Origin of the sequence: Rhodococcus erythropolis NBRC 15567, assembly GCF_001552595.1 — a bacterium.
GTDB classification, from domain to species: domain Bacteria; phylum Actinomycetota; class Actinomycetes; order Mycobacteriales; family Mycobacteriaceae; genus Rhodococcus_F; species Rhodococcus_F erythropolis.
In genome coordinates this window covers 573,618-593,391 of sequence record NZ_BCRM01000001.1, presented here as the reverse complement: position 1 = coordinate 593,391, position 19,774 = coordinate 573,618, and the positions used below count along the sequence as shown (strand labels likewise).

Sequence of the window (19,774 nt, the reverse complement as noted above, 5' to 3'; positions counted from 1 at the left end):
GAATGTCGACCCGATACGCACACATCGCCTTCTCCCCCGCTGCGGTGGAGCGTCAGCGGTCGACCGGGAGTTTCACCGTCTACGGTTCAAAGCTCGATCAGCCCGACGAAGGCCCGATGGAATTCGATTTCCGCGCTCAGGGATTCGTGAGATCCGTGGATTCCTTCTTCATGTCCACTGTGACGCCCGACGGTTGGCCGTACGTCCAACATCGCGGCGGCCCGCGCGGATTCCTGCATGTGTTGGGCCCGAATCGAATCGGATTCGCCGATCTCCCCGGCAATCAGCAGTTCGTGACGCTCGGCAATCTGGAAGAGAACAATCGCATCTCGCTGTTCGTCATCGATTACCCGACGCGAACGAGATTGAAGATCTACGGGCGTGCACACGTGATCGAAGCGGACGAGGACCCTGAACTGCTGCAACAACTCTTGCAGGTCCCCGGCGGCATCATGACAGCAAAAGCGCAGCGCTCCATCGTCGTCGAGGTCGAAGCGTTCGACTGGAACTGCAGTCGAAATATCACACCTCGCTTCGACAAGGAGCGCATGGACGAATCCCTCGCTCTGGCACGCCAACCCCTGCAAGCCGAGGTCGATCGGCTTACTGCCGAGGTCGAAGAATTGCGCGCGCGGTTGTCGAAAAACGAATGAGACTGGGCGGTTTCAGGGCCCCCTGAGTCGGGTAGCCACCAAACACGGCCCGTCGCGCGGAGACGACGGGTCCCGTTGTGCCCGAGGAGGTCCGCACGATCGATCCAGACGGTGGAGTTCTGGTTAACGAACTGCACCGCCACCATTCACGACTGGTTCCACACAGACAGATTGGCCGTCCCCATGAAACTGTCCCGAACTCTCACCATGTCCGTACTCGTCGTCGCCGCTGTCGGCGCCGGAGCCGGCACCGCGGTCGCAGCGCCCCCGAATGCGGGCTTCGATCCGTCCCAACCCGTACTGACACCGACCGCCGAGTCGAACAGCCAGGCGGCGTTGATGCTCTTCCCCGGTAACGATCCGAAGCAAGCCGCGTTCGACACGATGGCCAACGAGGTCAATATCGGCTGGAACAACGGCGGCGTGCAGTCGACGCTCATCGGAGCCAACCTCGGCGTCGGAATCGGCTGCCTGTCGATCTTCCCGAACTTCATCGCCGGCTGCATCGTCGGTGGAGTCATCGGCACGGTTGCCGGAGTCGGCGCGGGAATCACCAACGGAAACCCGAACGCTGCGCCGGCCGTCGAGAAGTTCTTCGCGACTCCTTGAGAGACGCTCAGCTGTGCGTGTGCCCTGGGGTGGGTGTCTCGTCGTGAAAATGTGTGGCGCCGATCGAATGCAACAGCTGGTGAACGGTGTCGTCTGCCAGTTGGTATCGCATCGATCGGCCGTCGCGCGTCGCGCTCACCCACCCCTGGCTACGCAGTAGCCGCAGCGCATGTGAGACGGCTGTGCCGCTCATCCCCAGCGCCACGGACAGATCCGTGACGCAGATACCCGGTGCGTGGTGAAGGCAGAGCAACAGACGCAGACGGTTGGCGTCGGAGAGAAGCTCGAAGCGACCGGACCAACTGGTGACATCGAGACCCTCGAGTGCAGCCCTGGCGCGACGAACATCCTCGACGCTCAGCGCGCCACTGGTGTCTGCTGCGCCTGCATTCGTCAACCGACTGCCTCCGTAGAACTTCCGATCCCCCGCCGCAAGTGTACCCAGAAGCGAACCTCGTCAGGCAGACTCCACCACGGCTGCCATGCCCTGGCCACCGCCGATACACATGGTCAACAGCGCTTTTCCGCCGCCGCGACGGCCGAGTTCGTGAAGCGCGGTTGTTGCCATACGCGCACCCGTCGCTCCCACGGGGTGCCCGAGCGAGATGCCGGAACCGTTGACGTTCAGTCGATCGAGGTCCTCGAAGCCCCATTCCTTCACTACGCCGAGAACCTGGCACGCAAACGCCTCGTTCAGCTCGACCAGATCGAAGTCGGCAAAGCCTGCCCTTGTGCGAGCAAACAGTTTCGAGACGGCGGCAACCGGTCCGAGGCCCATCAGCGCCGGTTCACAACCGGCCGCGGCCCAACTGTCGAGGAACCCGATGGGTTCCAGCCCCAGCTCGTCCAGGCGATCCTCGGCGACCACCAACATCGCTGCCGCAGCGTCATTCTGTTGGCTGGCGTTACCGGCGGTCACGACGCCTCCCTCGGACACCGCACGCAGCCGTGCCAGGGTTTCGAGTGAGGTATCCGGACGGATCCCCTCGTCAGCACGAAACTGTGTGACGTTCCCTTTTCGATCCGTCAGTTCGACGGCGACGATTTCGGCATCGAATCGGCCGGATTCTCTTGCCAGTGTAGCTTTTCGGTGACTCTCGACGGCGAAGGCGTCCGACTCTTCCCGCGTGATCCCGCAGCGTGTCGCGACGTTCTCGGCTGTTTCGATCATTCCGCTGATTCGGCCGAAACGCCACTCGGGTTGCGAGCGCTCTCGACCACGATCGAGGCGGTCGAACAGTTGCAGCCCACCGGATTTGGTGCCCCACCGCGCTCCGGTGGTGTAGTGCTCGATCCCGCTCATCGATTCGACGCCGCCCGCGAGAACCACGTCGGCAGCACCCGTCTGGACCATCATGGCCGCGGTAACGATGGCCTGCAGACCCGTTCCGCATCGGCGATCCGTCTGGAAGCCGGCTACCGAAATCGGCAACCCGGCCTCGAGCGCCGCCCACCTTCCGATGCACGGTGCCTCCGAATTGGCATACGACTGCCCCATCGCGACGTCGTCGATGCGGGACGGATCGATTCCGCTACGACGCACGGTCTCCTTGACGACAGTGGCAGCCAAACTTTCCGCAGGCATGTCACGAAGTGCCCCTCCGAAACGGCCCACCGCGGTTCTGACCGGCGCGACCAATGCTGCTCGTTTCACAACTGACCTCGAATTTCGTTCTGGAAGAATGGAAAAGGATTCAGGAGACCAACAGGCGCACGGTATCCGCCACCAGCGCAGGTTTACCTGCTCCTTCGATTTCGATCGTGTACCGCACGACAATCGTCGCGCCCTTCGCGGTGCGCTCGAAGGAAAGAATCTCCGCACCTGCCCGCACCGAAGAAGCGACCTTGACCGGTTCGGGGAATCGCACCTTGTTGCTGCCGTAGTTCACGGTCATGGAGATTCCGTCGACACGCATCACCTGAGCGCCGAGCACCGGCAACAACGAAAGAGTCAGATAGCCGTGGGCGATGGTGCCGCCGTACGGACCCTGCGCTGCGCGCTCGGGATCCACGTGAATCCACTGGTGATCCTCGGTGGCGTCGGCGAACTTGTCGATCCGATCCTGTGTGACCGGAAACCACGCGCTGTAGCCCAAGTGCTCACCGACAGCCGTCTCAACTTCGTCGATTCCGTTGAAAATTCGCATAGTTCTCTCCTGAAAGGTGTTGAACAGCAAAGAAAAGTGCAGCGCTAATGTGCGCCGCGGCGCAGCGTGACCCGATACGTGTACTGCTCCGGCAAGAAATAGCTCACCGACAACTCGTTGGCAACGCCCTGCGCGTTGGAGTACAAACGGTCCACCCGCAACATGGCGTGGCCGATCTCGCAATCGACATCCCTGGCAACGTCTGCCGTTGCCGGGGACACCGTGATCGATTGTGCTGCTTCGACAATCGGACTGTCGATCAGCGGTTCCAGCAGACCGATCACCGTATTGGCGCTCACCGCACCGGCCGCCATGGCGGGCAGGTCGATGATCTGCCGAGCTATCGCCTCCGGCAGATGCGCCGTCGTCTGCACGAACGGAACTCCCTCGTGTATCCGTCGGAAGACCACGGTGTACACGACGTCGGTGTCGAGCCGAAGTCGACTGGCCGCCTCGATGTCCACGCGCCGTTGCAGCGGTGACACCACTTCCATCGTCGTGTCCCGCGAAAGGTTCATGAGATCTTCGATGGATCCGAGATGACGGAGATAGCGGCCGCTGTTCTCGGTCACGAAAGTTCCGCGCCCGGGTACTCGGTACACGATGCCCTCGGCAACAAGATCGTGAAAGGCTCGGCGGACCGTCTGCCGACTCACGCCGTGATGCTGCGCCAGTTCGGATTCGGTGGGCAGTTGAATGCCGTCGCGGTAGGTACCGGCAGAGATCTGCTGACGAAGCTCACGAGAGAGGCGTTGGTACGCCGGCTCCGTCTCTCTTTCCTTACCGCTCATAGCGACATGATCCTACTTGCTCACCGGTCCGTCACAGACCGCCGCGGGCAACCAGCTGCGAAACGATCACGTTGCGCTGAATTTCGTTGGTTCCCTCCCCGACGATCATCAGTGGTGCATCACGGAAATACCGCTCGACGTCGTACTCCGTCGAGTAGCCGTAACCGCCGTGGATGCGGACGGCGGACAACGCGATTTCCATCGCCACTTCGGAGGCGTACAGCTTGGCCATGCCTGCCTCCATGTCGCACCGCTCGCCGCTGTCGTACATCTGCGCCGCGTGCCAGGTCAGCTGCCGCGCGGCCGTCAGCTTCGTTGCCATGTCGGCGAGGTAGTTGCCGATCGACTGGTGCTTCCAGATCGGCTGGCCGAAGCTCTCGCGCTGCTGCGCGTACGCAAGTGAATCTTCGAGTGCGGCCGTGGCGACGCCCAGTGCACGGCAAGCCACCTGGATACGGCCGGTCTCGAGCCCCTTCATCATCTGCCCGAAACCCTTTCCGGGAGTACCACCCAGAATGGCCGACTCGGCGATGCGGTAATTGTCGAAGGACAGTTCACAGCTCTCGACGCCCTTGTATCCGAGCTTCGGGAGGTCGCGGGACACGGTCAGGCCTTCGCCGTGCTCGACGAGAACGATCGAGATGCCCGCATGACGAGGGCTTGCGCTTGGATCGGTCTTGCACAGCAAGGCGATCACGCCGGATCGGCGGGCATTGGTGATCCATGTCTTGGCGCCGTTGACGACCAGATCTGTGCCGTCGCTCTTGGCATTGGTTGTCATGGCCTGCAGATCGGAACCACCGCCGGGCTCGGTGAGGGCCATCGTTGCCCGGATCTCGCCGGTTGCCATTCGCGGCAGGTACTTCACCTTCTGCTCTTCGGTACCGAACAGCGAGATGAGCTTGGCGACCACTGTGTGTCCACCCATCGCTCCTGCCAGGGACATCCATCCGCGCGACAGTTCCTGCGTCACCTGCGCATAACAGGGCATGGACACCGGTGATCCGCCGTACTCCTCGGGAATCGCGAGGCCGTAGATCCCGATCTGCTTCATCTGATCGATCCACTTCTCGGGATACTCGTTCGCGTGCTCCACCTCCTGGACCGTGGGCTTGACCTCTCGGTCGACGAACCGGCGCACGGTTTCGATCAGGAATGTCTCTTCGTCGTTGAGCTTGAGCATGAATCCGCCTCGACTTGAAATAAGTTTGTACGGCCATATTTCGATATTGTTCGCGCAATGTCAATACCGCGCCTTGACATCGATACGCAGCAACTGCCAGCATCGAGGCAGTTCGCTGCACATCAACGCCGTTCACGGCAGCACATCTATTTCGCAACTGGCCGTACATTTGATCACCAGATCGAGGTAATCGACACACTATGGACGAGAACCACTACCGCGCGACCAGACGCCGTGCGTCCCTGGTCGCTCCGGGTTCAGACGAGCGCAAGGCCCGCAAGGCACTCTCTTCGAACGCAGACGAGGTGATTCTCGACCTCGAAGATGCCGTCACTTCGGCGAACAAGGACCTTGCGCGAACCCTCGTGAGTTCCTTGGTGCACGAGTTCGGTAGGGCGCGCACCATCTCGGTCCGAATCAACGGCCTCACCACGCCATGGGCCCGCGACGACCTGATCGCCTGCGGCACCCTCGGAGAATCGCTGACGAGCGTGATCGTCCCGAAGGTCGAGTCCGTCGACGAACTCCTCGAGGCCGAGCGCATTCTCTTCACTGCCGGTGGGCACCACACCACCCTGCAAGCCCTGATCGAAACTCCGCTCGGCGTCCAGAATGCCGACTCCATCGCCCGCGCGACTCCTCGTCTGCAGGCCGCGATCATCGGATACGCCGATCTCGGTGCAGCGCTGGGTCGCTCACGCTCGGCACTGCCCGAACACTGGCTTGCCGTCCAGGACAGAATCCTGATCGCCTGCCGCGCAGCCGGCGTCGCCGCCATCGACGGACCCTTTCTCGGCATCACCGACGACGACGCCTTCCGCCGCGCCGCGCACTGGACCAGCGCTCTCGGGTTCGACGGTAAATGGGTCATCCACCCGGCGCAGATCGACTCGGCCACTACCGCATTCACTCCTTCGGACGACGCCGTCGATGACGCCAGACGGGTGTTGACCGCACTCGAAGAAGCCGAAACCCTGGGTTCCGGCGCCGCCCAGCTCGACGGCCAAATGCTCGACGAAGCAGTGGCCGTGGCAGCGCGTCGTACGCTTGCCCGAGCCGAAGGAGTCACCGTATGAGCGAGCACTACGTGGGAGGACCGTACTTCGACGAACTCACCCACGGTCAGATCTTCGACGAAGCACCAGCGGTGACGTTGACCAGTGGACTCGCCGCCTCCCATCAGTCGATCCTCGGTGACCGCATGCGCTTGCCTCTCGACGCACACTTGTCGTCGAGCGTCACAGGTTCCGCTGCACCAGTGGCGAATCCAGGACTGGTCACCGACGTCGCCATCGGCCAGTCAACCGTGGTCACACACCACGTCAAGGCAAACCTCTTCTACCGCGGACTGCGATTCCACCGTTTCCCGGCACTCGGTGACACCCTGTACACGCGCACCGAGGTTGTCGGTCTACGCGAGAACTCGGCCAAGCCGGGACGCGGCGCCACCGGACTTGCCGCGCTACGGATGACGTCCGCTGATCAGAATGGCAACACGGTCCTCGACTTCTACCGCTGCGCCATGCTCCCCCTGAGCCCCGACCCGATCGAGACGAGAACTCGCCACGCCGACGACCTCTCCGTGATCGGTCCGTCCGAACCTGCGCCGTACGTATCACCTGACGGTTGGGACCTCGACACATATCGAGACCGGGTACCCGGCAGGCACTTCGATTCCGACTTGGTGGGCTCCGTCTTCCACAGTAGCGGCGACGTCGTCTCCAGTGCACCCGAACTTGCCCGGCTGAGCTTGAACATCGCAGCGACGCACCACGACGATCGCGTCGGCACCCACGGTCGCCTCGTCTACGGCGGCCACACCATCGGAATTGCACTTGCCCAGGCAACTCGCGCTCTGCCCAACGTGGTGACGGTTCTCGGATGGCACTCGTGCGATCACACCGGCCCCGTTCACGAGGGCGATACCCTCACGAGCGAACTGCACGTCGAAAGTTCGTCGCCCCTCGAACACGGAACCGCAGTGCAACTGCGTTCACTCGTGTTCTCCCACAATGCTTCTGCAACACAGACTCCGGTTCTCGACTGGCGTTTCACCGTGTTGATGGCATGATCGCACACTCTTCTATCACGGAGGACCACAGATGACTCAGACCCAAGGCCCGCTGTCCGGGCTTCGCATCGTCGAGGTCTCGAGCTTTGTCGCCGCGCCCCTGTGCGGACTGACTCTCTCCCAGCTCGGCGCCGAGGTGATCCGGATCGACCCGATCGGAGGTGCCTCCGATTACAAGCGCTGGCCCGTCACCGACACGGGTGAAAGCATCTACTGGACCGGACTCAACAAAGGCAAACGGTCACTGTCAGTGGACATGCGCGCCGAGCGCGGCCAAGAACTGATTCGCCAACTGGTCACGGCTCCGGGACCTGGCGGCGGAATCCTGGTCACCAATGCCGGCGGTCGCGCCTGGATGAGCCACGACTCCCTGGCCCAGTTGCGTAGCGACGTCATCACCCTCGAGGTTCTCGGACGCCGCGACGGCAGCCCCGGGGTCGACTACACGGTCAACGCCGCGTTGGGATTTCCACAGATCACCGGCCCCGCCGACTACGCCGGAGTTGTCAACCACGCACTGCCCGCCTGGGACGTCGCCTGCGGGCTCTATGCCGCCCTGTCGATCACTGCCGCAGTGCGCCAACGTGACTCGACCGGACACGGCACGCAGATCACGCTGCCACTCGAAGACGTCGCATTGGCCACCGCAGGAACACTCGGCTACCTCACCGAAGTACAAGTGAACGGTCGCAGTCGCGAGTCCGGCGGAAACGCCGTCTACGGCACGTACGGAATCGATTTCGTCTCCCGCGACAACGAACGGTTCATGGTCGTTGCGCTCACTACTCGCCATTTCCGTGACCTTGCGTCGGTCACCGGCACCACGGCGGCTGTCGACGCCGTCGAAGGTGCCCTCGGAGCCGACTTCTCCACCGAAGCGGATCGCTACCGTCATCGAGAGGTACTCACTGCTCTGTTCTCACATTGGTTCCGGGAACACAGCGGCGCCGAGATCGCTGCAGCGCTGGACACATCGTCGGTTCTGTTCGAGAGGTACCGCAGTTTCGAGGAAGTGGTGAATTCCGGTGAACTGGAGAACAACCCGATGTTCTCTGCACTCGATCAGCCTCGAATCGGAAGTTATCTGGCTGCCGCGAACCCAGCCTCGTTCGACGGCGCCCACCTGAGCGCCGGACCGGCCTCCGAGGTCGGCGGCGATTCGATTGCGGTGCTCGCGGATGTCCTCGGAACCACTGCTGATCACGCCTCGGCACTGATCGCGGACGGCATCGTCGGCATTCCGGCGAACTGATCTACCTGGAACATGTTTTCGGCCTCGGAACAAATGTTCCGAGGCCGAAAACATGTCGAGAGTGCGTCAGAGACCAAGATCCTTCGCGATGATGGTCTTCATGACTTCACTCGTGCCACCGTAGATTCGTGTGACACGCGTGTCTGCGTAAAGACGCGCGATGGGATACTCGGTGATGTAGCCGTACCCGCCGTGCAATTGGAGGCACTTGTCGATCACTCGACCTGCTGCCTCGGTGCAGAACAGTTTCGCCTTCGCTGCGTCGGCAATCGTCAGAGTGCCGCGGTCATGACATTCGAGTGCGTTGTCGGACACCAGCTGGATGGCATCAACCTCGGTAGCACATTCGGCCAGAACGAATTTGGTGTTCTGGAATGCCGCGACGGGCTTACCGAACACCTTGCGATCTTTGACGTAGTCGATGGCAAAGCGAAGCGCTGCACTGGCAGTGGCGGCCGCTCCGAAAGCGATGGTCAACCGCTCCTGAGCCAGGTTGTGGGTCAGATAGCTGAATCCGTCGCCCTCTTCTCCGAGCCGGTCCTCGACGGGCACCTGTACGTCGACAAACGAAAGCTCCGCAGTGTCGGAGGTCTTGAGACCGATCTTGTTGATCTTGCGCCCCACCGAGTATCCGGGCGACGACGTGTCGACCACCAGGATCGACAACCCGGTGCGTCGGTTCTCCGCTGTGCTCGGCGCGGTGCGGCACACCACCAGGACGCGATCGGCAAGTACCCCGCCGGTGATGAACGTCTTGGAACCATTGACCACGTAGTGCGTACCGTCCTCCGACAGCTTGGCCGTCGTCGCGATGTTCGCCAGATCCGACCCTGTTCCCGGTTCGGTCATCGCAATCGCGAACATCAGATCGCCGGAGGCGAAGCCCGGCAACCAGCGGCTCTTCTGCTCGTCGTTCGCGTACTCGAGCAGGTAGGGCAGGATCAGGTTCGTATGCACCGACTGCGAGCCGAAAGACGCCCCGGCGGCAGCAACTTCCTCGGCGACGACGACGTTGAACTTGAGCGACTTCTCGCCGCCTCCGCCGTATTCCTCCGGCACCTGAATTCCGAGTACGCCCAGCTCTCCGAGTCGTCGGTAGAAGTCACGGGGCGGGTGACCGTCCTCTTCCCACTTCTCGTGGACCGGGGTTACTTCCTTCGCGATGAAATCGCGGACGGTAGCCCGGAATGCCTCGTGATCCTCGTTGAACACGGTGCGCTGCATGTATGAACTCCAGTCGGTCAAGGGAACAGGGTGATCCTGATCTCACCTTGCCTCAAGGCTCCGCATTCGATCCAACACTCATCGGCTATGCGTCCGATAGGGCGTACCAATATGGCCTGACCTGCGATACATAGGCAACCGCTATCGTTCCGATCATCGACGCGACATTGCTCAAAGTGATCCAGAACACGTTGAATGGGTCAGCCGGCAAACACAACACCATCGATCGCTTCGAGGCCGCGCTTCGAGCACGATCGCATCCGCCCACCAGTCTCGAAGGGACGCCACGTGACCCCCATCGCGCCACAGCGTAACGACGTCCAGCCCGAAGCAACAGCAACGCCAGATTCGTCAGCAGTCCCCGTCTTCGGTACCCGCAAGCGTGCGTGGACGATGACCGGGCTCGTCGTCTTCCTCTACATCGTCAACTACGCGGACAAAGCAGTCCTCGGAATCATCGCTCAGCCCCTCGCTCGCGAGCTCGGACTGAAGTCTTCGCAAATCGGCATGGTCGGCTCGCTGTTCTTCCTGATGTTCTGCATCGGCGGATTTCTCGCCGGACCGCTCAACAAGTACCTGACCCTACGTTGGGCGCTGTTGATCCTGGCCGCAATCTGGTCCGTGGTCATGCTCCCCCTCGTTCTCGGTGCCAGCCTCGCGATGTTGATCGTCTCGCGCATGCTCCTCGGATTCGCCGAAGGCCCCAGCTCGGCGCTGATGCACACCGCCGCGTACTCGTGGCACCCGCCGGCCAAGCGCGGCCTTCCCGGTGCAATGCTCGCCGGATCCGCCTCCGTCGCGAAGATCGCCCTCGCGCCCGTACTGACCTTCATCGCCGTTCACTACGGCTGGCGCGCAGCGGTTCTCTCGCTCTCTGTCCTCGGACTCGTGTGGATGGGTTGCTGGCTGGCCGGTTGGTCCGAAGGCCCGTACACGAGCAAGGCCGTCAAGGCGACCAAGACTGCAGATACAGAAGCAACCGAGGCGACCGGGACGGCAACGAAGGCAGTCACCGAGCCCAACGTTCCGTGGCGCAAGATCCTGCTCTCCCGCACCTTCGTCAGCTGCTGCTTCCTCATCGCCACCATCTACGCACTGACCACCGTCGTTCTCACCTGGTTGCCGTCGTACTTCGAGGTCGGCCTCGGATACAGTGCGATGCAAGCCGGTTCGATGTTCGCGCTGCCCTCGATCGTCGGCCTTGTCCTCATGATCACCTCCGGTTCCGTCACGGACAAGTTGATCGGCCGCGGCTTCACCTCTCGCACGGTTCGCGTCATCGTCCCCTGTGTCGGCGTTCTGATCTGCGGATCGATTCTCTTGTTCCTGCCACAGATCTCCACTCCCATCGTCGCTGTCGCCATGGTCTCGATCGGTTACGGATTCTCGGCAATCACCTTCCCGCTCATCAATGCTGCGATCTCCGAACTGTGCCCGCCGCAGCAGACTGCAGGCACCATGGGATTCTTCCTCGCCATCATGTCGATCGGTGGCCTGATTGCTCCCTACGCAACGGGAGTCATCGTGGACAACGCAGCAACCCCGGCCGACGGTTACGCCCAGTCCTTCCAGGCAATCGGCATCATCGGAGTCGTCGCCGCGGTTCTGGTCCTCGTCTTCGCCAATCCCGAGCGCGATCGCAAGCTCATCCGCGGCTGAATGCTCCACGTATAGCCATTCGCTAACAAAGCCATTCACCGAAAGACATTGCCGGGTCGGCCCGCTCGTGATCGACTCGAGGTACGCCCCGACCGCACAATCGCAACACCGGGCACGAACAGCAGGAGAGATACATGCGAGATGCCGTCATCGTCGACGCAGTACGTACACCGATCGGCCGTCGAGGACGCGCCCTCTCGGAGATCCATCCGGCCGAACTGTCCGCACATGTACTGCGTGCACTCGCTGAACGGACCGGACTCGACGCGGCCACGGTCGACGACGTGATCTGGGGATGCGTCAGTCAGGTCGGCGAACAGGCCGGAAGCATCGCCCGCACAGCGGCACTCGCCGCCGGCTGGCCCGACAGCGTTCCCGGCGTCACATTGACCCGGGCATGCGGATCGAGCCAGCAGGCAGTTTCCTTTGCTGCGGCCACCGTCATCGCCGGTCAGAACGACGTGGTCGTAGCCGGAGGCGTCGAATCGATGTCGCGAGTTCCGATGGGAACCGCCAGCAAGAACGGTGAGCATTTCCCGGCTTCGGTACTCGAACGCTACGGTGTGGACAGTTTCAGCCAGGGGACCGGCGCCGAGATGATGGCCCGGAAATGGGCACTCACCCGAACGGCCCTGGACGAATATTCCCTCCGCTCACACGAACTCGCGGCCAGCGCCACCGATGCAGGAGCATTCACCGGGCAAATCACTCCGATCGCCGGGTTGTCCCAGGACGAAGGCATTCGGCGAGGCGGAAGTCTGGAGTCGCTCGCGAAGTTGCCCCCGGCCTTCGACGCCGACGGTGTCATCCACGCCGGCAACTCTTCTCAGATCTCCGACGGGGCGGGCGCCACACTCGTCACGACCAGCGAGTACGCCCGGGCACGCGGTTGGAAGCCGCTCGTTCGTATTCACACCGCAGTGGTCGCAGCCGACGACCCGGTCATCATGCTCACCGGTCCGATTGCCGCCACCGCAAAGGCACTGGACCGCTCCGGATTGTCCATCGACGACATCGGTGCCTTCGAGATCAACGAGGCCTTCGCCCCCGTCCCGCTTGCCTGGCAGGCTGAAACCGGCGCAGCCATCGATCGTGTGAATCCGCTCGGCGGCGCTATCGCGGTCGGCCACCCACTCGGCGGATCAGGTGCGATCTTGATGACTCGCCTGGCACATCACATGCGCGACAACGGAATTCGATACGGTCTCCAGTCGATGTGTGAGGCCGGCGGCATGGCCAATGCGACCATTCTCGAATTGATCTGACCCGACAACGCTTTCGGGCCGACACGTCATCCAGCAGGAAAGAAGAATTGATCCATGAAACTCGAGGGACTTTCCACCGCGATCACCGGCGGCGCTTCAGGTCTCGGCCTGGCAACCGCTCGACGGCTGCTCGACGCCGGAGCGCAGGTCACGTTGATCGATCTGCCTTCGTCCGACGGTAAGCAGGTGGCGGCCGATCTCGGAGCTGCCGCGCAATTCGCCCCGGCCGACGTCACCGACAGCGAACAATTCGCCGAAGCACTCGACGCGGCGCACGAGCGCGGCGGCCTTCGCGGCGTCGTCCACTGCGCGGGTGCCGGGCGTCGCATGCGCATTCTCGACAAGGACGGAAAAGCCGGATCGGTCGAAGATTTCGAGTTCGTCGTCAAACTGAATCTTGTCGGTTCGTTCAACGCACTCCGTCTCGGCGCCGAGCGGATGGCAGAACTCGATGCCGTGGACGGTGAGCGAGGAGCCATCATCATGACGGCGTCGGTCGCAGCATTCGAAGGTCAGATCGGTCAGATCAACTACACGGCGTCCAAAGCCGGCATCGTCGGTATGACGGTCACCGCTGCCCGCGATCTCGCCAGCCGCGGAATCCGCGTCAACACCATTGCTCCCGGCATCATGGACACTCCCCTGCTGGCGCGCCTGCGCGAAGACGTGCGCACGGCCCTCGAAGCCTCGGTTCCCAACCCCTCACGGCTGGGTCGCCCGGACGAGTTCGGCCAGCTGGCCGTCTCGATGCTCGAGAACAGCTATCTCAACGGCGAAACCATCAGACTCGACGGCGCTATCCGAATGGCTCCCCGGTGACGGGCATCAGCGTGATCGCCAATCCACAACTGCGCCACAACATGCACTACCCGGACACCACCATGGCCTACTGGGCACCCAGCATGGCGGCGCTCTACGGTGATCGCCTCGCCGTCGTGGACGGCGAGCGCACATGCACGTTCCGCGAACTCGGTCAGCGCAGTGCACAATTCGCCGGCGCACTGCGGCAGGCCGGGGTCGGCGTCGGCGACGTCGTGTTGCTACATCTCGGGAACTGCGTCGAGTTCCTCCAGGCCTACTACGGCTGCCTGCAGGCCGGGACGACCGTTACATTGGTCAATCCGCTGCAGCCAGAACTTGGACTGCGCAAGCAGATCGAGGAGACGTCCGCCGTTGCTGCGGTCACTCAGAGTTCGCAGCTGCACACACTGCTCGCGGCCTCCTCAGGAACCTCCGTACGTACGATCGTGATGGTCCAGGACACCGAGGGTGCGCTCGACACACCGGAGTCGGTCGTCGCGTTCGACGCCTTCATCGCCGATCTACCCACCGAATTCACCCCTGCCTCCGTCCGAAGCGACGACATCGCACACATCGCGTTCACCGGCGGAACCACCGGAGTATCCAAAGGTGTTCGTGTTCTTCACCGCAACGTCGTCGGCAACATCACGCAGATGTGTGGGTGGAGAACCGGGCACGAGTTGGAGGCAGGTCCGGACGGTCTCGTCACGCCTCGACGCATCGACGGCCTCGACGTGCTCGGTCCGACGCCGGGAACAGGGGCGACCATCGTGGTCTCACCTCTCTTCCACGCACATTCGTTGCTCAACACGTCGTTCCTGTTGATTTCCGGTCTCACCCAGGTATTTGCCGGTCGGTTCGAACCCGGCCGGATGCTCGAGCTGATCGAAAAGCACGAGGCCACCTATCTCACGGGGTCTCCTGCCATGTGGCATGCACTGTCGGTTCATCCCGACGCTACGGTGCGCAACACCGACAGCGTGTGCGTCGTGTCTTCGGGCGCTGCCCCGATCGACAGCGTCACGCTCGCCGCACTCCGCCGGGCATTTCCCAAAGCGCTCGTCGTCGAGGGGTACGGGCTGACCGAGGCCACCTGTGTGGTCACGGCAGCTCCGCTGATCAACGGCTCGGAATACCGGCAGAGCAGCGTCGGCCTCCCGATCTTCGACACCGAAATCCAGATTCGCGATCAGCTGGACCGGAAGACCGTTCTGGGCGAGAACGAACGCGGCGAACTGTGGGTGCGTGGGCCTCAGGTCACCGACGGCTATCTCGGACACCCGGAAACCACCGCAGAACAGTTCGTCGACGGCTGGTTGGACACGGGTGACATCGCGTACCTGGACTCGGACGGATACCTCTTCATCTGTGACCGGGCGAAGGACATGCTCATCTACAAGGGGTACAACGTCTATCCGCGTGAACTCGAAGAGATTCTGGTTTCGCACCCGGCGATCTCGACTGCCGCGGTTGTCGGCCGCGAAGTGGGGAGCAACGGCCAGGAGCCCGTAGCCTTCGTGGTGATGATTCCGGGCGCCGAGTTCGACGCCGAGCAGATCAAGGCGTTTGTCGCCGAGCAGGTGCTGCCGTACAAGAAGATTCGCGAGGTCGTCGAGGTAGAACTCCTTCCGACATCGGCTGCCGGTAAGGTCCTCAAGACCGACCTCCGCTCGAGACTTCTCGAATCCGTCGATCAGAAAGGCGGTTCCAGGTGACGACCTTCGCAGACCTGACGTCGCAATTGCGTGTCCCTGTTCTCGCTTCACCGATGTTCATCATCTCGACTCCTGACCTCGTCATCGCGCAGTGCACCGCTGGGATCATCGGGTCCTTCCCGGCACTGAATGCTCGTCCGCAGTCGGCACTTCGGGATTGGCTCAAACTGATCACCGTGGCTCGTGAGGAACATGATCGTGAGCACCCGGAGAATCCGTCGGCGCCATTTGCCGTCAACCTCATCGTCCACCGGTCCAACAACCGCCTGGAAGAGGACCTGGCGACCATCGCCGAGTTCGAGGTTCCGATCGTCATCACGTCCCTCGGCGCTCGCACCGACATCAACGACGCCGTCCACGCATACGGTGGAATCGTTCTTCACGACGTCATCGACAATCGCTTTGCACGCAAGGCGATCGAGAAGGGCGCCGACGGACTGATCGCGGTAGCTGCCGGGGCCGGTGGTCATGCCGGTAGGCAGTCGCCGTTTGCCCTGATTCGGGAAATTCGTGAGTGGTTCGCCGGTCCACTGCTGTTGTCAGGTGCCATCGCTCATGGTGATTCGATTCTCGCTGCGCTCGCGGCCGGAGCCGATTTGGCATACGTCGGATCAGCTTTCATCGCAACCGAAGAGGCTAACGCGGATCCTGCGTACAAGGAGATGATCGTGGGTTCAGGGGCCTCCGACATCGTCTACTCCAACCTGTTCACCGGAGTACACGGAAACTACCTGCGGGGCAGCATCGTTGCCGCCGGCTTGGACCCCGACAACCTAGCCGAATCCGATCCTTCCGCAATGAGTTTCGCGACCACCGACACCGATACCAAGGCGTGGCGTGACATCTGGGGCGCCGGACAGGGCATCGGAGCGATCGACGCCGTACTTCCGACGCATGCAGTAGTAGAGCGTCTCGCCGCCGAGTACGCTGCCGCTCGAGAACGCATCTGCCGACTCTAGTGCTGTGACCGGTGTTCGTCAGAGAGGGATTCGTCAGAGCGGGATTCGTCGGACAGGTACTCGTGAATCAGGTTCACGAATACCTGTCCCACCGGCGACAACGTCGAGGGGTCGAAGGCGAGACCGTACGCACGCAGGAATCTCGGCTCGCAGGCCCGTTCCACGACCTGACCAGGCATCGATTTCGCCACCGAGCGCTCGACCAACGAACCGCCGAGGCCGGCGATGACCATCGGGAGCCGTGACTCCCGTTGCTCGGTCACCACCGCGAGTTCCGTTCTGGTACCGGCCTTTCGGATCGAATCTTCGATCGCGTCACCCATCGCTGCCCCGCGAGGAACGAATACCATGGGAATGTCCGGCATTTCCGAAAGGCGTACCGGCCCCTCGGGTAGTTCGGTTCCCGCCGGGTAGACCAGGCGGTACTCCTGCTCCCCCAATTCGACGATCTCGAGCCCTTCGCCCGCTTCGAGTGGCAGATGAGCCACCGCGAATTCGCAGTGGCCGTCCCGAATGAGACTTTCCAGATTGTCCTCTCGCTCGAGTTCCGAGAATCTGACTCGTGCTTGCGGATAGCGTCGACAGAACTCCGCAATCAGATCGACGATCGTCCCCGAGGTCAGTGCAGGGAAAGCCATGATGTCGAGGCGACCGACGATGGCGCCATCGGATGCCGTCAACTGTTCAGCCGCCGCAGCTACGTCTCGCAAAACCTGTCGACTCGGGCCGACCAGGCTGCGACCGGCCGCACTGAGCACCATGCCGCGCCCGATGCGATGGAAAAGCCGCACTCCCAGTTCACGTTCGAGCCCGCGCAACGCTTGTGACACGGTCGGCTGAGCAACTCCCAATGCAGCTGCGGCGCCGTTGATTCCCTTGTTTTCGACGACCGCGAGGAAGTACTCCATCTGCCGGAATTCCACAGTTCACTCCTCTTCCTTGGACGGAACGGCGGAGGTGGCCATTTCCGCAGCCGTCGCGATGAATGCGGCGGCTGCCGGGGATTGCTCGCCCGAGCGATAGACGATGCCGACGTCGCGTGTCAGCGGCGGATCGAAGGAGAAGGCGCAGACGTCTGTCATCTGCTGCTGTGCAACCCTTCTCGGCACGACGGTGGCGCCGATCCCTCGACGCACGAGTTCCCACGTGGTCACAGGGTGGACACAGTCCACGACTACGTTCTCGGCGCCTTCGCTGAGTAGACCCCGGAACTGATTCGATTGATCACCGAGATCGACCACCAGCGGCAAACTGTGCAAGAGCGTTCGCGGAACCGGATCCGCCAACGGCGTTGCAAGCCGCCCGGACAACGACGCATGGGTGGCGAGTACCAACTCCTGAGCGGCAATCGGAGCCGTGACCAAACCTTCGTACCCGATACTCAGATCGGTGACGCCGACCTCGGCCGACCCTCGCCGTAACGCATTGTCGACCCCGGCCGGGCCGTACGTGTCGAGGACGCGCACGACGATCTTCGGAAAGTTGGCCCGGAATCGACGAACCAACTCGACCATCGGATCGATGGAGAACGCCGAGTACGAGACGACGTCCACCCGGCCGAACTCGAGTTCGCGAACGGCGGTCACTTTCGCCTTCGCGCGCTCGACGTCGGCAAGGATTCTCCTGGCCGCGAGATCGAACGTGCGGCCCGCGTCGGTAAGAACCAACCGTCTGCCGGTCCGGTCGAACAGCGTGGCGCCGAGTCGACGCTCGAGCGTGCGAATTGCCTGTGACAGCGAGGGCTGCGAAATATAGAGAGCCTGAGCGGCCTTCGTTATCCCACCGTGGTCGACGACAGCGACGAAGTAGGTAACGAAGTGCAGATCCACTCATCCATCATACGACCAGCGATCTGACGCTCACTCCACTCGAGTTAGCCCTGGTACGGCCCACTCTCCGGTGAAGACCGGCTCCCGCTTTTCCACGAAGGCACGAACCGCGTCGGTAGCATCCGTCGCAAAATTGACCGCTTGCGCCCTCGCCTCGTTGTCCAAGGCTTCCCGCAACGAGAGTGAGGTGTGATGTTCGAGCATGGCGGCAGACTGACTCAGTGCGGCTGGCGGACCGTCAGCGAGCCGCTGCGCAAGCTTCGACGTGTGTTCGTCCAGTTCACCCGGTTCGACCAGATAGGTCACCAGCCCGAGCTCGTAGGCTTCCTGTGCGTCGATCGTCTCGGCGAGCATCACCAGTCGCTTCGCTTGCTGGAGGCCGACCAGTCTCGGCAGGATCCACGAACCCCCGAAGTCGACAGACAACCCCCGTTTGGCGAAGATCTGGCTGAACTTGGCGCCCTTGGCTGCCACGACGAAGTCGCAGAGCAACGCCATGTTCCATCCGGCTCCGACGGCAAACCCGTCGACCTTCGCCACCAGAGGCTTGGGAAACTCACCCAGTGCGATCGCCGTTGCGTTGATGACACGCATGCGATCGAGCGGGTGCGACGAGCCGCGTTTGTCCAGATCGGACCCCGCACAGAAGGTCCCGTCCGCGCCGGTCAGGATCACAGAGCGAATCTGCGAATCCTCTTGAAGTTCGAGGACTGCTTCACGTAGAGCGATCCAGGCGTCGAGATCGAGAGCGTTGCGGCGGTGCGGCCGACAGAGAACAATCGTCGCGACAGCACCGTCACGTTCGATGCTTACGGCCGCGCGCTCGATCGTCTCGGCACTCATGAGCCACTCCACACGGGAGAGCGCTTCTCGGCAAACGCCGTTGCACCTTCCTTGGCGTCCCGTGAGGTGAATACCGGATCGATGAATTCACGTTGCGCGACAAAGGCATCCGGGTCGGTGTACTTGGCGGACATTGCCAGTACCTGCTTGGTCGCGCGAACAGCCAGTGGACCGTTTGCCGCTACTCGGGCCGCAAGCTCGCGTGCGACGGTCAGCGCCTGTCCAGGTTCGGCGAGCCGATTGACCAAGCCGTGATGATGCGCCACGGTGGCACTGAGCGGATCCCCCGTGATCGCGATTTCCATGGCCAACTGATACGGGAGGATCTTGGGCAGACGCAGAAGGCCACCGGCGGCCGCGGCAAGTCCCCGCTTCACCTCGGGCAAGCCGAATTTCGCGTCGGTGGACGCCACGATCAGATCGGCTGCCAACGCCAGTTCGCACCCGCCGGCGAGGGCCCACCCCTCGACGGCTGCGATCAGCGGCTTCGACGGCGGAGCCTCGGTCAGACCGGCAAAACCACGACCGGGCAGCGATGGCCGTTCCCCTCGCGCAAATCCCTTGAGATCCATACCAGCGCAGAAGGTTCCACCAGCTCCGGTCAGAATGCCGATGGTGAGATCGGCCCGTTCCTCGAACTCGTCGATGGCCGCAGCCAAGGCTTCGGCAAGTTCGAGATTGACCGCGTTCTTGGCCTCGGGACGATTGAGGGTGATGACGGCAACACCCTCGGCGAAGTCGGTGAGCACGACGCTCATGTTCGGTTCCTACTT

General features: G+C 62.5%; 20 protein-coding genes. 10 read left to right on the top strand and 10 right to left on the bottom strand.

Annotated features, from left to right (window positions below):
• Positions 1 to 2 precede the first annotated feature (2 nt).
• Complete coding sequence (locus RE4_RS02895; protein ID WP_060937955.1) at positions 3 to 653, top strand: pyridoxamine 5'-phosphate oxidase family protein; 651 nt, start codon at positions 3 to 5, stop codon at positions 651 to 653.
• A 111-nt stretch (positions 654 to 764) separates the two neighbouring features.
• Positions 765 to 1,262, top strand: coding sequence for a hypothetical protein (locus RE4_RS02890; protein WP_060937954.1), 498 nt, complete (start codon positions 765 to 767; stop codon positions 1,260 to 1,262).
• A gap of 7 nt (positions 1,263 to 1,269) precedes the next feature.
• Here RE4_RS02890 and RE4_RS02885 read toward each other — a convergent pair whose 3' ends face one another.
• From RE4_RS02885 to RE4_RS02865, 5 genes are read right to left on the bottom strand one after another with little or no spacing between them, the layout of a single operon-like run.
• Positions 1,270 to 1,659, bottom strand: a complete 390-nt coding sequence (locus RE4_RS02885; RefSeq protein WP_019745393.1) for an ArsR/SmtB family transcription factor — start codon at positions 1,657 to 1,659, stop codon at positions 1,270 to 1,272.
• A 60-nt stretch (positions 1,660 to 1,719) separates the two neighbouring features.
• Positions 1,720 to 2,916, bottom strand: a complete 1,197-nt coding sequence (locus RE4_RS02880) for an acetyl-CoA C-acetyltransferase (protein ID WP_060937953.1) — start codon at positions 2,914 to 2,916, stop codon at positions 1,720 to 1,722.
• 40 nt (positions 2,917 to 2,956) lie between these two features.
• Positions 2,957 to 3,409, bottom strand: coding sequence for a MaoC family dehydratase (locus RE4_RS02875; RefSeq protein WP_020909210.1), 453 nt, complete (start codon positions 3,407 to 3,409; stop codon positions 2,957 to 2,959).
• A gap of 44 nt (positions 3,410 to 3,453) precedes the next feature.
• Entirely contained in the window at positions 3,454 to 4,200 is a 747-nt protein-coding gene (locus RE4_RS02870; protein ID WP_003940169.1) for a GntR family transcriptional regulator, read from the bottom strand.
• 31 nt (positions 4,201 to 4,231) lie between these two features.
• Positions 4,232 to 5,383, bottom strand: a complete 1,152-nt coding sequence (locus RE4_RS02865; RefSeq protein ID WP_019745395.1) for an acyl-CoA dehydrogenase family protein — start codon at positions 5,381 to 5,383, stop codon at positions 4,232 to 4,234.
• Between the two features lie 200 nt (positions 5,384 to 5,583).
• On the opposite strand from RE4_RS02865, the gene RE4_RS02860 reads away from it, so the two are divergent.
• From RE4_RS02860 to RE4_RS02850, 3 genes are read left to right on the top strand one after another with little or no spacing between them, the layout of a single operon-like run.
• Complete coding sequence (locus RE4_RS02860) at positions 5,584 to 6,459, top strand: HpcH/HpaI aldolase/citrate lyase family protein (RefSeq protein ID WP_020909212.1); 876 nt, start codon at positions 5,584 to 5,586, stop codon at positions 6,457 to 6,459.
• Positions 6,456 to 7,454: a MaoC family dehydratase gene (locus RE4_RS02855; RefSeq protein ID WP_020909213.1), complete on the top strand. Its 999-nt coding sequence runs from the start codon at positions 6,456 to 6,458 to the stop codon at positions 7,452 to 7,454. The genes RE4_RS02860 and RE4_RS02855 overlap by 4 nt, the downstream gene beginning before the upstream one ends.
• 31 nt (positions 7,455 to 7,485) lie before the next feature.
• Entirely contained in the window at positions 7,486 to 8,706 is a 1,221-nt protein-coding gene (locus RE4_RS02850) for a CoA transferase (protein ID WP_020909214.1), read from the top strand.
• A 66-nt stretch (positions 8,707 to 8,772) separates the two neighbouring features.
• On the opposite strand, the gene RE4_RS02845 is transcribed toward RE4_RS02850, so the two are convergent.
• The gene (locus RE4_RS02845) at positions 8,773 to 9,930 is read right to left on the bottom strand and encodes an acyl-CoA dehydrogenase family protein (protein WP_020909215.1); all 1,158 of its coding nucleotides are present in this window, start codon (positions 9,928 to 9,930) and stop codon (positions 8,773 to 8,775) included.
• Positions 9,931 to 10,125: 195 nt separating this feature from the next.
• Between RE4_RS02845 and RE4_RS02835 the strand changes: the two genes are divergently transcribed.
• From RE4_RS02835 to RE4_RS02815, 5 genes are all read left to right on the top strand, one after another.
• The gene (locus tag RE4_RS02835; protein ID WP_019745400.1) at positions 10,126 to 11,589 is read left to right on the top strand and encodes an MFS transporter; all 1,464 of its coding nucleotides are present in this window, start codon (positions 10,126 to 10,128) and stop codon (positions 11,587 to 11,589) included.
• A gap of 134 nt (positions 11,590 to 11,723) precedes the next feature.
• Positions 11,724 to 12,854 (top strand): thiolase family protein, encoded by a 1,131-nt coding sequence (locus RE4_RS02830; RefSeq protein WP_060937951.1) that lies wholly within the window; start codon positions 11,724 to 11,726, stop codon positions 12,852 to 12,854.
• A 54-nt stretch (positions 12,855 to 12,908) separates the two neighbouring features.
• A complete protein-coding gene (locus RE4_RS02825; RefSeq protein ID WP_060937950.1) occupies positions 12,909 to 13,673 on the top strand; it encodes an SDR family NAD(P)-dependent oxidoreductase in 765 nt (254 codons plus the stop codon).
• A 41-nt stretch (positions 13,674 to 13,714) separates the two neighbouring features.
• Positions 13,715 to 15,370, top strand: a complete 1,656-nt coding sequence (locus RE4_RS02820) for a class I adenylate-forming enzyme family protein (RefSeq protein ID WP_029256319.1) — start codon at positions 13,715 to 13,717, stop codon at positions 15,368 to 15,370.
• Between the two features lie 53 nt (positions 15,371 to 15,423).
• Complete coding sequence (locus RE4_RS02815; RefSeq protein WP_153211945.1) at positions 15,424 to 16,329, top strand: NAD(P)H-dependent flavin oxidoreductase; 906 nt, start codon at positions 15,424 to 15,426, stop codon at positions 16,327 to 16,329.
• On the opposite strand, the gene RE4_RS02810 is transcribed toward RE4_RS02815, so the two are convergent.
• From RE4_RS02810 to RE4_RS02795, 4 genes are read right to left on the bottom strand one after another with little or no spacing between them, the layout of a single operon-like run.
• The gene (locus tag RE4_RS02810) at positions 16,326 to 17,252 is read right to left on the bottom strand and encodes a LysR family transcriptional regulator (protein ID WP_060937949.1); all 927 of its coding nucleotides are present in this window, start codon (positions 17,250 to 17,252) and stop codon (positions 16,326 to 16,328) included. The two genes, RE4_RS02815 and RE4_RS02810, sit on opposite strands and share 4 nt — an antisense overlap.
• Positions 17,253 to 17,255: 3 nt before the next feature.
• On the bottom strand, positions 17,256 to 18,158 hold the full coding sequence (locus RE4_RS02805) for a LysR family transcriptional regulator (protein WP_019745405.1): 903 nt from the start codon (positions 18,156 to 18,158) through the stop codon (positions 17,256 to 17,258).
• Between the two features lie 30 nt (positions 18,159 to 18,188).
• A complete protein-coding gene (locus RE4_RS02800) occupies positions 18,189 to 19,001 on the bottom strand; it encodes an enoyl-CoA hydratase/isomerase family protein (protein WP_020970866.1) in 813 nt (270 codons plus the stop codon).
• Positions 18,998 to 19,759, bottom strand: coding sequence for a crotonase/enoyl-CoA hydratase family protein (locus tag RE4_RS02795; RefSeq protein ID WP_020909221.1), 762 nt, complete (start codon positions 19,757 to 19,759; stop codon positions 18,998 to 19,000). Before RE4_RS02795 ends, RE4_RS02800 begins: the two co-directional genes overlap by 4 nt.
• Positions 19,760 to 19,774 lie beyond the last annotated feature (15 nt).

Coding starts and splice junctions, on each gene's coding strand:
- RE4_RS02870 (WP_003940169.1), bottom strand. CDS start 4,200: ATGAGCGGTAAGGAAAGAGAGACGGAGCCGGCGTACCAACGCCTCTCT.
- RE4_RS02795 (WP_020909221.1), bottom strand. CDS start 19,759: ATGAGCGTCGTGCTCACCGACTTCGCCGAGGGTGTTGCCGTCATCACC.
- RE4_RS02850 (WP_020909214.1), top strand. CDS start 7,486: ATGACTCAGACCCAAGGCCCGCTGTCCGGGCTTCGCATCGTCGAGGTC.
- RE4_RS02865 (WP_019745395.1), bottom strand. CDS start 5,383: ATGCTCAAGCTCAACGACGAAGAGACATTCCTGATCGAAACCGTGCGC.
- RE4_RS02820 (WP_029256319.1), top strand. CDS start 13,715: ATGCACTACCCGGACACCACCATGGCCTACTGGGCACCCAGCATGGCG.
- RE4_RS02830 (WP_060937951.1), top strand. CDS start 11,724: ATGCGAGATGCCGTCATCGTCGACGCAGTACGTACACCGATCGGCCGT.
- RE4_RS02855 (WP_020909213.1), top strand. CDS start 6,456: ATGAGCGAGCACTACGTGGGAGGACCGTACTTCGACGAACTCACCCAC.
- RE4_RS02875 (WP_020909210.1), bottom strand. CDS start 3,409: ATGCGAATTTTCAACGGAATCGACGAAGTTGAGACGGCTGTCGGTGAG.
- RE4_RS02815 (WP_153211945.1), top strand. CDS start 15,424: ATGTTCATCATCTCGACTCCTGACCTCGTCATCGCGCAGTGCACCGCT.
- RE4_RS02845 (WP_020909215.1), bottom strand. CDS start 9,930: ATGCAGCGCACCGTGTTCAACGAGGATCACGAGGCATTCCGGGCTACC.
- RE4_RS02825 (WP_060937950.1), top strand. CDS start 12,909: ATGAAACTCGAGGGACTTTCCACCGCGATCACCGGCGGCGCTTCAGGT.
- RE4_RS02800 (WP_020970866.1), bottom strand. CDS start 19,001: ATGAGTGCCGAGACGATCGAGCGCGCGGCCGTAAGCATCGAACGTGAC.
- RE4_RS02895 (WP_060937955.1), top strand. CDS start 3: ATGTCGACCCGATACGCACACATCGCCTTCTCCCCCGCTGCGGTGGAG.
- RE4_RS02860 (WP_020909212.1), top strand. CDS start 5,584: ATGGACGAGAACCACTACCGCGCGACCAGACGCCGTGCGTCCCTGGTC.
- RE4_RS02835 (WP_019745400.1), top strand. CDS start 10,126: ATGGGTCAGCCGGCAAACACAACACCATCGATCGCTTCGAGGCCGCGC.